This window comes from Mesorhizobium sp. 128a, assembly GCF_053848025.1.
Genome location: NZ_JBSPKY010000016.1, coordinates 10,325 through 23,534 on the forward strand (window position 1 = coordinate 10,325; position 13,210 = coordinate 23,534).

Here is a 13,210-nt window from a genome sequence, read left to right on the forward strand (position 1 = left end):
GATGGCGACTGTGGTGCTGGAGCGTTTTCTCGCCGACGAGGCTGCGACCACAAGGCTCGGCGAAGATTTGGCCATGGCGCTGCGGCCGGGCGACGTGCTGGCGCTCAAGGGCGACCTCGGCGCCGGCAAATCAACCCTGGCGCGCGCGCTGATAAGGGCACTGGCCGACGATACCGGTCTCGATGTGCCGAGCCCCACTTTCACGTTGGTGCAGAGCTACGACACCCGCATCCCGGTCCATCATTTCGATCTCTATCGGCTGTCCTCGCCCAGTGAGATCGACGAACTGGGTTTCGACGAAGCGCTGCTGCAGGGCACTGCCCTTGTCGAATGGCCGGAACGGGCCGAGGCCGCGCTGCCCAGGACGTCGATCTGGATCGAACTCGTCCATCAGGGTGAAGGCCGATTGGCGAAATTGTCGGGCGAAGGTGCCGCCTTCGAGCGCGTGGCGCGATCGCTGGCGATGCGCGATTTCCTTGAAAAGGCTGGCTGGGACGAGGCCGCGCGCCGGCATTTCGTCGGCGACGCTTCGGCGCGTTCCTATGAGATCGTCTCGCTCGCCGGCTTTGCGCCGCGCGTGCTGATGAACTCGCCACGGCTGGTGTTGGGACCGCCGGTGCGCGACGGCAAGCCCTATGCGGTGATTGCCCATTCCGCGCAATCGGTCGCCGCTTTCGTCGCCATCGACAAGGCGCTGCTGGCGCAGGGCGTCAGCGTTCCAGAAATTCATGCCGAGGATATTGAGCAGGGCTTTCTGCTGCTGGAGCATCTGGGCTCGGAAGGCTTTCTCGACGGCCAGGGCGAGCCAGTGGCCGAACGTTATGCGGCCGCCGCCGAATTGCTGGCGATGATGCATGGCAAGACCTGGCCGAAGCGCATGGAGGCGGTGCCGGGCGTTTTGCACGACGTGCCGCCTTTCGATCGCGACGCCATGCTGATCGAAGCCGACCTTCTGGTAGACTGGTATGTGCCGATGGTGACCGGCGGGCCGGCAAGCGACGCCTTGCGCGCCGGCTATCACAAGGAATGGACCGCGGTTCTCGACCGGTTGGACGAACGCGACGACACGCTGATGCTGCGCGATTTTCATTCGCCCAACATCATCTGGCGCGACGACCGTACCGGCCATGACCGTCTCGGCATCGTCGATGTCCAGGATGCGCTGATCGGTCCGGCCGCCTATGACGTCGCGTCGCTGGCCATGGATGCCCGCGTCACCGTTTCGCCTGACATCGAACGGAGCACCGTCGAAGCCTATGTCGCGGCGCGCCATGCCGCCGGCGGCTTCGGCGAGGCAGCCTTCCGCGAGGCCTATGCGATCATGGCGGCGCAGCGCAATTCGAAGATCCTCGGCATTTTCGTGCGGCTCGAAAAGCGCGACGGCAAGCCCTATTATCTGAAACACCTGCCACGCATCCGCGACTATCTCAGGCGGGCGCTGGCGCACCCGGCCCTGAAGGGGTTACACGATTTCTATGTCGCCCATGGGCTGCTGGAGGAACGATCGCCGTGACGGCTGGTCCCAAGACTGCAATGGTGCTGGCGGCGGGTCTCGGCAAGCGCATGCAGCCGATCACGGACACCATACCGAAGCCGCTGGTGAGGATCGCCGGCAAGACCCTGCTCGACTGGGGGCTGGACAGTTTGCAAGCAGCCGGTGTCACCAAGGCCATCGTCAATGTGCACTATCTGCCGGATCAGATCGTCGCCCATGTAGCCGGGAGACGTGCGCCGACGATCGTCATTTCCGACGAGCGCGACGCGCTGCTGAATTCGGCCGGAGGCATCGTCAAGGCTTTGCCGCTGCTGGGTACCGAACCCTTCTACACCATCAATGCCGACACGTTCTGGATCGATAGCGGAGAGCCCAGCCTCGAGCGCCTTGCCCTTGCATGGGACGGCGCGAAAATGGATATTCTGCTGATGCTTACCGATCTCGACTCGGCGACCGGCCACAGTGTCGGCACGGATTTCCTGATGGCGTCTGACGGCACCCTGCGGCGCTCGAAAGGCGACCCGGCCGGGTTGATCTATGCCGGCGCGGCGATCGTTAATCCCGCCATCTTCAGGAATGCGCCGGCCGGGGCGCATTCGCTCAACGCCTATTTCGACAAGGCGATTGCCGCCGGCCGCCTGTATGGCATGCAGATGCGCGGAAGCTGGATCACCGTCGGCACGCCTGAGGCCATTGCCCCCGCGGAAGCCGCGGTCGCTGGCGCCCGCAAAAGGGCAGTATGAGCGGCTCGCGCCGCGTTCTCTCGATCCCGCCCGGAGCGCCATTCCTGCCGACTCTGGCGCAAGCCTTGCTGGCAGGCAAACTGGTGCCCGGATTCCGGTATGAGGGCGACCCGCTGGCGCTCGCCGATGTCACCATCTATGTGCCGACGCGGCGCGCGGCCCGCGCCTTGCGTGGCGCCTTCGTCGATCATTTGGGCGGCCGTTCGGCCATCCTGCCGGTAATCCGCCCGCTCGGCGAATTCGACGAGGACGAGGCCGCCTTCAGCGCAGACACTCCAGCCGAGCTTGAAATGGCGCCCCCGATCGCGGCCATCGAACGGCTGCTGCTGCTGGCGCCGCTGGTGCGGGCCTGGAAGCGCACCTTGCCGGCACATGTGCTGGCGATGTTCGATGAGGAGATCGTCGTGCCGGCTTCCGCCGCCGATGCGATCTGGCTGGCGCGCGACCTTGCCCGACTGATGGACGAAATCGAGACCGAAGGCACCGACTGGGCCAGGCTCGCCGATCTGGTAACCGGCAATCTTGCCGGTTGGTGGCTGGTGACGCTCGATTTCCTCCGCATCGTCACCGATGCCTGGCCGAAATTGCTGGAGGAGCGCGACCGCTCCAACCCCGCGGCGCACCGCAACGCGCTGATCCGCCGCGAGGCAAAGCGGCTTGAACGCAATCCGCCCAAAGGCCCGGTGATCGCTGCCGGTTCGACGGGCTCTATTCCCGCCACGGCGGAACTGCTTGCCGCGGTCGCCGGCCTGCCCAACGGCGCCGTGGTGCTGCCCGGTCTCGATGGGCTGCTGGACGAGCCGTCCTTCGCGGCGATTGCGGCGCCTGGCGCGCGGCCGGCTTTGCTCGGCCACCCGCAATACGGCATGGCCAAACTGATCGGCAAGATCGGCGTGCTGCGCGGCGATGTCGAGGAGGTAGTGACAGCAGAACCCGCGCTGGCGCTGCGTGCCGCGCTCGTTGGCGAGGCGCTGCGGCCGGCCGAGACCACCGAACTGTGGGCAGAGACACGCATCCGCTTCAACGCCGGCGACATCGCCGAGGCTTTTGCCAATGTGACGCTGGTCGAAGCCGCCAGCGAACGCGACGAGGCTGTGGCGATCGCCATCGCGCTCAAGACCGCCGTCGAGCTGCCGGGACAGCGAGCAGCACTCGTCACCGGCGACCGTGCGCTGGCGCGGCGCGTCTCGGCCGAGCTGTTGCGGTTCGGGGTCACCGCCGACGATTCCGGCGGCACGCCGCTTGCCAACACGCCGGCGGCCAGCCTGCTCCGGCTGACGCTGCAGGCCGTGTTCCGGCCCGGCGATCCGGTTGGCCTCTTGTCGCTGCTCAAGCATCCGCTGCTTGGTCTTAGCCTGGAGCGCGCCGGCGTGCGCCATGCCGCCGAGCTCATCGAACTGGTGGCGCTGCGCGGCGGCACCGGACGCCCCGACATCGCCTCTTTGCCGGCGCTGTTCGAGGAGCGTCTTGCCGGGTTGAGCGGCGACAAGCGCCAACCCTTCTGGTTTTCGCGGCTGACCGTGCGCGGCATCGAGGAGGCGCGTGAGTTGCTGAGCCGGCTTACAATGGCGCTCGCGCCACTCACAGCCTTTCGTGGTGGAGAGAATGCCGACCTGGTCGCGCTGACCAAGGCAAGCGTCGCCGCGCTGGAGAACCTCGGCCGCACGGCCGATGGCAGTCTTGCCGAACTTTATGCCGGCGACGCCGGCGAAAAACTCGCCGAGCTGCTACGCGGCGTGGTCGCCGCTTCGGCATCCTTCGACTTCGCCGCCGACGAATGGCCTGATGTGATGGATGCGCTGATTGCGCCCGAGACGGTCAAGCCGGGGCAAGGCACGGATCGCAACATCGCCATCTGGGGCGCGCTGGAGGCGCGGCTGCAGAGCGTCGACACGCTGGTCATTGGCGGGCTGAACGAAGGCGTGTGGCCGCGCAAACCGGAGAGCGACCGCTTTATGTCGCGGCTGATGAAGACCGGTATCGACCTCGAGCCGCCCGAACGCCGCATCGGCCTTGCCGCCCATGATTTCCAGATGGCGATGGGCGCGAAGAAGGTGGTGCTGACGCGCTCCGCCCGCGCCGGCGATGCACCGGCGGTGCCGTCGCGCTGGCTGCAGCGCATCCTCACCTTCATCGGCAAGGATCCCGCCACCGCGCTGCGCCAGCGCGGCGATGAATTGCTGGCCTGGGCCCGAACCCTCGATGCCGGCGAGCGGCAGCATTTCGCGCCTCGACCACAGCCGAAACCGCCGCTCTCTGTCCGGCCGCAGCATTTCTCGGTCACCGAGATCGAGACGCTGCGCCGAGATCCCTATGCGATCTATGCCCGACGCATTCTGAGCCTTCTGCCGCTCGAGCCGGTGATCCGCGATCCCGGTGCCGCGGAGCGCGGCACGCTGTTTCATGACATCCTGCATCTGTTCTCGACAGAGGTGGCGGACCCGCGCGCGCCGGAAGCTCTCGAGAGGCTCATTTCGGCCGGCCGCAGATGCTTTGCCGATCTAGCCCTTCCCGCCGATGTCGAGGCCGTGTGGTGGCCGCGTTTCGAAAAACTTGCCGCCAACATCATCGAATGGGAGCGTGGCCGGGCTCCCGCCGTCGCGCGACGGCATGCCGAGGAGCGGGCCGAAAAGACCGCTGTCGCCCGCACCGGCGTGACGCTGTCCGGCTATGCCGACCGCGTCGACCTGCTGGCCGGCGGCATGGCTGACATTCTCGACTACAAGACGGGTTCCTCGCCCTCCAAGGCCCAGGCGCACACGCTGCTGGCGCCGCAGCTGGCGCTGGAAGGCGCGCTTCTGCGGCGCGGCGCCTTCAAGGGGCTTGGCGCGCGCGAACCCTCGCAACTTGCTTTCATCAGGTTGAAGCCGAATGGCGAAGTGTTCGAGGAATCCATTCTCGACTACAACCGACAGCCCAGAACCGCCGAAGGCCTTGCCGAAGAGGCCTGGGCGCGGCTGGAAAAACTATTGATCCACTATGCCGATCCGACGACCGGCTATCTGTCGCGAGCGCTGCCGTTTCGCGAGGGCGAAAGCGACGGCGATTACGACCATCTGGCGCGCGTGCTCGAATGGTCGGCCGGCGGCGACAACGACGATGAGGGCGGGGAGGCATGAAAAAAACCTATCCCATCCCCAGTGAGACCGCCGCCAGCCAGGCGCGCGCCTCCGACCCGAAGAACTCGGCCTGGGTGTCGGCCAATGCCGGCTCGGGCAAGACGCATGTGCTGGCGCAGCGCGTCATCCGGCTGCTGCTCAACGGCACCGATCCGTCGAAGATCCTGTGCCTGACCTATACGCGGGCCGCTGCCGCCAACATGTCGAACCGCGTCTTCTCGACCCTGTCGGAATGGACAGCGCTTGGCGATGCCGAACTGGCGGGACGCATCACAGCGCTGGACGACCGCCGGCCCGACCGCGACACGATGCGCCGGGCACGGCGGCTGTTTGCAGAAGCTCTGGAGACGCCGGGCGGCCTGAAGATCCAAACCATCCATGCCTTCTGTGAATCGGTGCTGCACCAATTCCCGCTCGAAGCAAACATTCCGGCGCATTTCGAATTGCTCGACCCGCAGATGGAGGCCTCGCTGTTCGCCGCCGCCCGCCGCGACATGATTTCGGGCACGTCAGCCGGTGACGCCGGACTGGCCGAAGCCTTTGCCACCGTGCTGGAGCGCGGCGGCGAACACGGGCTCGACGCGCTGCTGACTGAGATCGTGCGCAAGCGCGACGGGTTGCGCGGCTTCATCGATGCGGTTCGTCGCGACGGCGCCGGCTTTCAGGCTCTGTTCGACGAATTCCATTTCCGCCCGGGACAGAGTGCCGAAGACATCGCAGCCTCGGTCTGGCCGCTGCCGGGCTTTCCGCCGGAGTATTTTGCCGGCTTTGCCCGTGCGGCGGAAGCGGCCGATGCCGGCAGGGTGCTGAGCAATCTGCTGCCTTACGCCATTCCCGCCTTTGCCGAGACCGACCCGATCCGCCGGCTGCAGATGCTTGGCAGGGCCTTCCTCAAGGCCGATGGCGACCCCTACGATCCGGCAAAGACCTTCAAGAAAGCGCTGCTCGACCGGCTGCCCGACCTTCCCGATCGCTATCTGGCGGCCGTCAAGGCGATCGTCGAGGTCTCCGACCGGCTGGCGCTGTTCAGGATGCTGGAAGGCACGGTTGCAGCGCTGACTATCGCCGACTGGCTGATCGTGCGTTACGAGCGCCTGAAGCGCGGCCGAAGCTTCCTCGACTTCAACGACCTCATCACGCGCACGGTCAATCTTCTGGCGCGGCCCGATGCCGGTCCCTGGGTGCAGTACAAGCTCGACCAGGGCATCGATCATATCCTGCTCGACGAAGCCCAGGACACCAGCCCTGACCAGTGGGAGGTTGTGAAGCGGCTGGCGGAAGAGTTCTTTGCCGGCCATGGCCAGCGCGGTACGGCCAACCGCACGGTGTTTGCCGTCGGCGACGAAAAGCAGTCGATCTATTCGTTCCAGGGCGCGGCGCCGGATTCCTTTGCCGACAGCCGGCTATTGTTTGCCGGACGCGTGCGCGATGCCGAGGCTTCGTTTGCCGACCTCAAGCTGACCTGGTCGTTCCGTTCGACCGACGACGTGCTGGCCGCCGTCGACCGCGTCTTTGCCGATCCGGGCGTGCGGCGCGGCATCAGCCATGACCCCGATCCGCTCGACCACAAGGCGATCCGCAACGATGCGCCGGGCTATGTCGAGGTCTGGCCGTCGCTCGGCGCCGACGCCGTCGAGGAACCCGACGACTGGACGCTGCCGGTCAACCATGCCAGCGCGCCGGCGGTGCGGGTTGCCGAACATGTGGCGGCAACGATCCAGGCCTGGCTCAAGGACCGCGAGACCATCGAGGGCAAGGGGCGCCGGTTGAGAGCCGGCGACATTCTTGTGCTGGTGCGCAAGCGCGACCGGTTCGTGCATGCGCTGTCGCGGGCGCTGAAGGACCGCGACATCCCGGTCGCCGGCGCCGACCGGCTGAGCCTGCCCGGCCATATCGCCGTGAAGGACCTCATTGCGCTCGGCCATTTCCTTATCCAGCCGCAGGATGATCTGTCGCTTGCCGCCGTGCTGCGCAGCCCGATCTTCGACGTGTCGGAAGAGACGCTTTTTACGCTTGGCGCGGGGAGGCAGGCCGGAATGTCGCTGATCGCATCGCTGCGGCGGCACACCGGCAACAATGCGGCGCTGGCCGCTATCGTCGCCCGACTCGACGGCTGGGCCAATGAGGCGGCGTTCCGGCCGGTGTTCGAATTCTATGCCGGCCTGCTGGCGCGCGACGGCCTGCGCAAGAAGATGATTGCCCGGCTCGGACCGGAGGCCGGCGATATTCTCGACGAATTCCTGAGCTTCTGCCTGGCCGAGGAACGCACTGGCCTGCCAGGGCTGGAGGCCTTCCTGGCAACGCTGGAGAACACCGGCCCGGAGATCAAGCGGGAAATGGACCAGACGCGCGACGAGGTCCGCGTCATGACCGTGCACGCCGCCAAGGGTCTGGAAGCGCCTGTCGTCTTCCTGGTCGACGGCGGGTCGGCGCCGTTCAGCGACCAGCATTTGCCGCGGTTGATGCCATTCGACGGCTCCGGCCGCAACTTTGACGGCAAGGGCTACCTCTGGCGCTCGGCCGCTGACGTCACCAACGGCTTTTCCAACGCTGCCTCGGCCCGGGCGCGAGAGCTGGCCGACGACGAATACCGCCGGCTGCTCTATGTCGGCATGACGCGCGCCGAGGACCGGCTGATCGTCTGCGGCTATCACGGCAAGCGCGCACCGAGCACCGGCACCTGGCATTCGATCGTCAGCCGCGCGCTGACAGGTGCGCCCGAAAGCACCGAGCGCCGCCATCCCGCCGGCGGCGAACCGGTGCACCGCTTTGTCATGACCAAGCTGCCGCCGGTGGCGCAGGCGGCGGCAGACGAGACGCGGCTGCCGCAACTGGTCCTGCCATTCTTGCCGGCGAGCCTGTTCCGGGCCTTGCCGCCTTATGAGGAGCTGCCGCGCCCGCTGTCGCCCTCCGGCGCCTCGGCCTTAGTCGACGAGGGCATGGAGGCTGTCGTCGACACGCGCTCGCCGGTACTCGACTCGGAAGCGGAGCCCGGTTTTGCGGTCATGCGCGGGCTGACGATGCACAAGCTGCTGCAGATGCTGCCGGGCTTCCCCGAGGGCGAACGGCAAGGCGCGGCGGAACAGTATCTAAGCCGGGCCGGCGCCGACTGGACTGAAGCCGAACGCAGCGCGGCGCTGGCCTCGGTGATGGCGATCCTCAGGGATCCGCGTTTTGCCGAGCTGTTTTCGCCCACCTCGCGTGCCGAAGTCGCTGTTATGGGCAGTCTCGAGGTCAAAGGCAGATTGCGTTCGATCTCCGGCAAGATCGACCGGCTGGCGGTGACGCCGGAGCGCGTTTCGATCGTCGACTACAAGACCAACCGGCCGGCACCGGCCACACTCGCCCAGGTGCCACCGGCCTATATGCTGCAGCTGGCGCTCTATCGCGCGCTGCTCCAGCCGCTTTATCCCGGCCGCGACGTGACGGCAGCGCTGCTGTTTACCGAGGCGCCGAGGCTGATCGAACTGCCGGCGCAGGCTATGGACGATGCCCTTGCCCGACTCACGGGAGCGTGACACAAGTTCTGCTTGAAGAAGGGCTGCTCAACCACCACATTTGGTGCGACATAAATTTCGAAAGGATTTTCGCATGGCCACCGTCAAGGTCGACAAGAGCAATTTTCAGGCCGATGTGCTCAACGCCTCGCAGCCCGTCGTGGTGGATTTCTGGGCGGAATGGTGCGGCCCCTGCAAAATGATCGGTCCGTCGCTGGAAGAGATCGCCAATGAGCTCGGCGACAAGATTAAAATTGCCAAGCTGAACATCGATGAGAATCCCGAGCTTGCGGCCCAGTTCGGCGTGCGCTCGATCCCGACGCTGATGATCTTCAAGGGCGGCGAAGTGGCCGACATGAAGGTCGGTGCGGCGCCGAAGACCGCCCTTTCGCACTGGATCAACGGTAGCCTCGCCTGATCGCTTAAGCATTACCGATATTCGAAGCCCGGCCTCGCACCGGGCTTTTTCTTTGGCGTCATAGCCCGCCCACCTCTGGCGCTGGCATCTGCGTACTCCATGTCATCTGCTTGAGGCAGTACAGGAGGGACAAATGACCGGATCCGCCAAGGCCACCGTCTTCATCGACAATGAGCGCGTCATCGTCACCGAGTACCGCTTCCAGCCCGGCGACAACACCGGCTGGCACCGGCATGGCCACGACTATGTCGTGGTGCCGCTGATGGACGGCAAGGTGAAGCTGGTGACCAACGACGGCGAGAGTTTCGCCGAGATGAAGAAGGGTGCACCCTACTTCCGCAAGGAGGGCGTCGAGCACGACGTCATCAGCGCCAATGAGGGCGAATACGCTTTCATCGAGATCGAGCTGAAGTAGGCTCCGCTTGATGGCTTGCCATCCATTGCCATCTTGATGGCGGATGTCAATTGTCCTATATTTCATTTCCAAACTGGAGTTGAAATGGCTGAACCACAGCTATCAGTCCGAAGTGCAAAAGCGCGCGATTTGGCGCATCGACTGGCTCGTCGCGAAAATCGCTCGATAGCAGATGTCGTCGAGCGTGCGCTTGAATCCTATGAGATTCGTGAGGCGGGCCGCGAGCCGGCCTCGACCTTCTATGCTCGACTGGCGGCAAGCCACGGGGCTGACATCGACCTTGAGACCATCATCCATGAAGGCCGGCAGGTCCACAAAGGGCCTGAGCTTTGATTTTTGTCGATACCAACGTGATTTCAGAAACCCTGAAGAAGGCACCCGACGAGGCCGTTCTGGCCTGGCTTGTCCGACACGATGCTGAATTGGCGCTTCCGACAGTGACGATAGCTGAAATTGCCTTTGGCATTCAGAAAATTCGACCTGATGAGCGTGCGGATCGGCTGGAGCAGGGTTTTTCTCAATGGCGTCATCGCTTCGCAGACCGGATTTTCGGGCTGACGGAGGAGGCTGCCCTGGCTTACGGCGACATCATGGGAACCGCCAGACGCCAAGGCCGCGGCATGTCGGCTCCCGACGGCATGATTGCGGCGATCGCGCGCGTGAACGGCGGCCGGCTGGCTACGCGCAATCTCGACGACTTTGGCACCACCAATCTTGAGCTGATCTCACCGTGGGATTTCTGAGCGGCCGCTTGGATCAGTCGAAGCGAAAGCCGACTAGCTCAGTAGGGTCGCATCAAGCTTGCGTCGCCATCACCAGTCGGCGATGCGGTCGCCGCCGGTGAATTGCGCGCTTTTTGCAGTGTATTCAAACAGCTCGATCTTCACGCCGTTGGGGTCGCGGATCCAGGCTTGAAACGTGTCGTCACAGCGATCGCCGCGTCGATGTTTTCCACCTCAAGGCAAAAGTGGTTGATCTGGTTCTGCTCGCTGTATTCGGTGCCGTCCTTCTGGAACACCTCGACATGGCTGCGGCCGCCGCAATTGAGGTAGAAGCCGAACACCTTGCCGTCGCGCAGGAAATTGAACTGGGTGTCGAGGCCGAGCACGTCACCATAGAAGCTTCGCGTCGCATCCAGATCATGCGCGAAAATGCAGACATGGGCGAGCTGCTTGACCTTAATCATGACCGGCTCCTCGCAGTGAACGGCTTCAAGTCGGCGGCGTGCCGTTTTCTGCCAGCACTGCGCCCGCGAGATACAAGGAACCACCGATCAGGATGCGTGGCGCCGGGCCATCCCAGGTGTCGCGCAGCAGCATCAGCGCGCTGGCGACGGAGCTGACCGGCTCGGCGGTCAGCCCGGCTTCCGTCGCGCGGACCGCCAGCTCGTCATTCGGCACACCGGCATCGCTCATGCTCACCGGCACCGTGTAGACATGCCGTGCCAGACCCTTGAAGGCGCGAAAATAGCCGCTCTGGTCCTTAGTGTTGATCATGCCGGCAATCAAAAACAGCGGCCGCGAGTTCTTCTCTTCCTGCTCGGCCAAAGCTTCGGCAATGACCAAGCCGGCGCCGGGATTGTGGCCGCCGTCGAGCCAGATGTCGGCCCCCTTGGGCGCCAGTTCCGCCAGCTTGCCCTGTGCCAGCTTCTGCATGCGGCCTGGCCAGGCGACGGTGGTCATCGCCTTTTCCGTGGCGCGGTGGCTGATCTCGAAGCCGGCGGCCTTGACCGCGGCAATGGCTGCCGCCGCATTGGCGAACTGGTGGCGTCCGGGCAGGCGCGGCGGCGGCAGGTCCATCAGCCCGTCCTCGTCCTGGTAGACCATGCGGCCGTTTTCCTCGAAGGCGAGGAAATCCTGGCCATAGACGAAGGTCGGGCAATCGAGCCGCTCGGCGGTTTCGATCAGCACCTGCAACGCCGTTTCGCTCTCCTGCGCGCCGATCACCACCGGGCAGCCGCGCTTCATGATGCCGGCCTTTTCGGCGGCGATCAACTCGACCCGGTCGCCGAGATAGGCTTCGTGGTCCATCGACACCGGCATGATCACCGACACGGCCGGCCGGGAGACGACATTGGTTGCGTCGAAGCGGCCGCCAAGGCCGACCTCGATGATGGAGGCAGCGGCCGGATGCTCGGAAAACAGGATGAAGGTGACGGCGGTGAGTATCTCGAAGACGGTGATCTTCTGGCCTTCATTGGCCTGGGCGACGCGGGCAATGGCTTCGGCGAAGGTCTCATCGTCGACCAGCCTGCCGCCGCCTTCGGCCGCCAGCCGGTAGCGCTCGGCCCAGTTCACCAGATGCGGCGAAGTGTGGACATGGACGAGATGGCCGCCGGCTTCGAGCAGCGCGCGCGAAAAGGCCGCGCACGAACCCTTGCCGTTGGTGCCGGCGATGTGGATGACCGGCGGCAGCCGGTCCTGCGGATTGCCGAGACGTTCGAGCAGCCGGGTGATGCGGTCGAGCGAAAGGTCGAAGCCTTTCGGATGCAGCGCCATCAAGGCGTCGATTTCGCGGTCTGCGGCAAGCGTTGTCATGCGAGAATCCTAAGCATGCGCGCAGGCGCACGCAATCACTGATAGCGGCCAGAAACGTCGCGTCAGGCCTGCGGCCTGGCTTCCGTCGGGAGGATGGCCGGCGGCAGGATTTCCGGCTCCAGCGGCTTTTGCTCGGGAACCTTGAGCAGCATCTTCAACAGCCGCGCAATCGTTCCGCGCAGTTCCAGCCGCGACACCACCATGTCGACCATGCCGTGCTCCATCAGATATTCGGAGCGCTGGAACCCGTCCGGCAGTTTTTCCCGGATGGTCTGCTCAATGACGCGCGGGCCGGCAAAACCGATCAGCGCGCCGGGTTCGGCGATATGGACGTCGCCCAGCATGGCGTAGGAGGCGGTGACGCCGCCAGTGGTCGGGTTGGTCAAGACGACGATGTAGGGCAGACCGGCTTCCTTCAGCCGATCGAGGCCGACCGTGGTGCGCGGCAATTGCATGAGCGACAGGATGCCTTCCTGCATGCGGGCGCCACCGGAGGCCGCGAACAGGATCAGCGGCCGCTTGCGCTGCAAGGCGACCTCGAAAGCGTGCACGATGGCGTCACCGGCGGCCATGCCGAGCGAGCCACCCATAAAGGCGAAGTCCTGCACCGTCACCACCACCGGCAGGCCTTCGACCGTGCCCAGCGCGTTGACGATGGCGTCTTCCAGGCCGGTCTTGGCCTTGGCGTCCTTGAGGCGGTCGGTATAGCGCTTCTCGTCGCGGAACTTGAGCGGGTCCTGCATGACCTTGGGGTTCTCAAGCTGCTCGTATTTGCCGTCGTCGAAGAAGAACTTGAGCCGCTCCTTGGCCGAGATCTTCATGTGATGGCCCGATGACGGAATGACGAACTGGTTGGATTCCAGGTCCTTGTGGAACACCATCTCGCCGGTCTCGGGATCCTTGATCCAGAGATTCTCGGGCATATCGGTGCGCCGGCCGAGCATCGAATTGATCCTCGGGCGAACGTAGTTGGTGATCCAGTTCAT

The 13,210-nt window shown here is 65.0% G+C and carries 11 protein-coding genes; 8 read left to right on the plus strand and 3 right to left on the minus strand.

Going from position 1 to position 13,210, the window contains the following annotated elements:
- The first annotated feature begins 1 nt into the window (after nucleotide 1).
- The 8 genes from tsaE (at nucleotide 2) to ACWTU9_RS23940 (ending at nucleotide 10,430) form a co-directional block, all read left to right on the plus strand.
- A complete protein-coding gene (gene tsaE / locus ACWTU9_RS23905) occupies nucleotides 2–1,513 on the plus strand; it encodes a tRNA (adenosine(37)-N6)-threonylcarbamoyltransferase complex ATPase subunit type 1 TsaE (RefSeq protein WP_455860444.1) in 1,512 nt (503 codons plus the stop codon).
- The gene (locus tag ACWTU9_RS23910; protein WP_455860445.1) at nucleotides 1,510–2,238 is read left to right on the plus strand and encodes a nucleotidyltransferase family protein; all 729 of its coding nucleotides are present in this window, start codon (nucleotides 1,510–1,512) and stop codon (nucleotides 2,236–2,238) included. The genes tsaE and ACWTU9_RS23910 overlap by 4 nt, the downstream gene beginning before the upstream one ends.
- Nucleotides 2,235–5,357, plus strand: a complete 3,123-nt coding sequence (gene addB, locus ACWTU9_RS23915; protein WP_455860446.1) for a double-strand break repair protein AddB — start codon at nucleotides 2,235–2,237, stop codon at nucleotides 5,355–5,357. Before ACWTU9_RS23910 ends, addB begins: the two co-directional genes overlap by 4 nt.
- Complete coding sequence (addA, locus tag ACWTU9_RS23920) at nucleotides 5,354–8,875, plus strand: double-strand break repair helicase AddA (protein ID WP_455860447.1); 3,522 nt, start codon at nucleotides 5,354–5,356, stop codon at nucleotides 8,873–8,875. Before addB ends, addA begins: the two co-directional genes overlap by 4 nt.
- A gap of 73 nt (nucleotides 8,876–8,948) precedes the next feature.
- A complete protein-coding gene (trxA, locus tag ACWTU9_RS23925; RefSeq protein ID WP_023672297.1) occupies nucleotides 8,949–9,272 on the plus strand; it encodes a thioredoxin in 324 nt (107 codons plus the stop codon).
- 133 nt (nucleotides 9,273–9,405) lie between these two features.
- Nucleotides 9,406–9,687 (plus strand): cupin domain-containing protein, encoded by a 282-nt coding sequence (locus tag ACWTU9_RS23930; protein ID WP_455860448.1) that lies wholly within the window; start codon nucleotides 9,406–9,408, stop codon nucleotides 9,685–9,687.
- An 84-nt stretch (nucleotides 9,688–9,771) separates the two neighbouring features.
- Nucleotides 9,772–10,020, plus strand: a complete 249-nt coding sequence (locus ACWTU9_RS23935) for a type II toxin-antitoxin system VapB family antitoxin (protein WP_455860579.1) — start codon at nucleotides 9,772–9,774, stop codon at nucleotides 10,018–10,020.
- Entirely contained in the window at nucleotides 10,017–10,430 is a 414-nt protein-coding gene (locus ACWTU9_RS23940; RefSeq protein ID WP_455860449.1) for a PIN domain-containing protein, read from the plus strand. The genes ACWTU9_RS23935 and ACWTU9_RS23940 overlap by 4 nt, the downstream gene beginning before the upstream one ends.
- Nucleotides 10,431–10,570: 140 nt before the next feature.
- On the opposite strand, the gene ACWTU9_RS23945 is transcribed toward ACWTU9_RS23940, so the two are convergent.
- The 3 genes from ACWTU9_RS23945 to accD form a co-directional block, all read right to left on the minus strand.
- Nucleotides 10,571–10,873 carry a VOC family protein gene (locus ACWTU9_RS23945; RefSeq protein WP_455860450.1) on the minus strand — a complete coding sequence of 101 codons (303 nt, stop codon included), beginning with the start codon at nucleotides 10,871–10,873 and terminating at the stop codon, nucleotides 10,571–10,573.
- 25 nt (nucleotides 10,874–10,898) lie between these two features.
- Nucleotides 10,899–12,224, minus strand: a complete 1,326-nt coding sequence (locus ACWTU9_RS23950; RefSeq protein ID WP_455860451.1) for a bifunctional folylpolyglutamate synthase/dihydrofolate synthase — start codon at nucleotides 12,222–12,224, stop codon at nucleotides 10,899–10,901.
- 62 nt (nucleotides 12,225–12,286) lie between these two features.
- Nucleotides 12,287–13,210: an acetyl-CoA carboxylase, carboxyltransferase subunit beta gene (gene accD / locus ACWTU9_RS23955; RefSeq protein ID WP_454589618.1), complete on the minus strand. Its 924-nt coding sequence runs from the start codon at nucleotides 13,208–13,210 to the stop codon at nucleotides 12,287–12,289.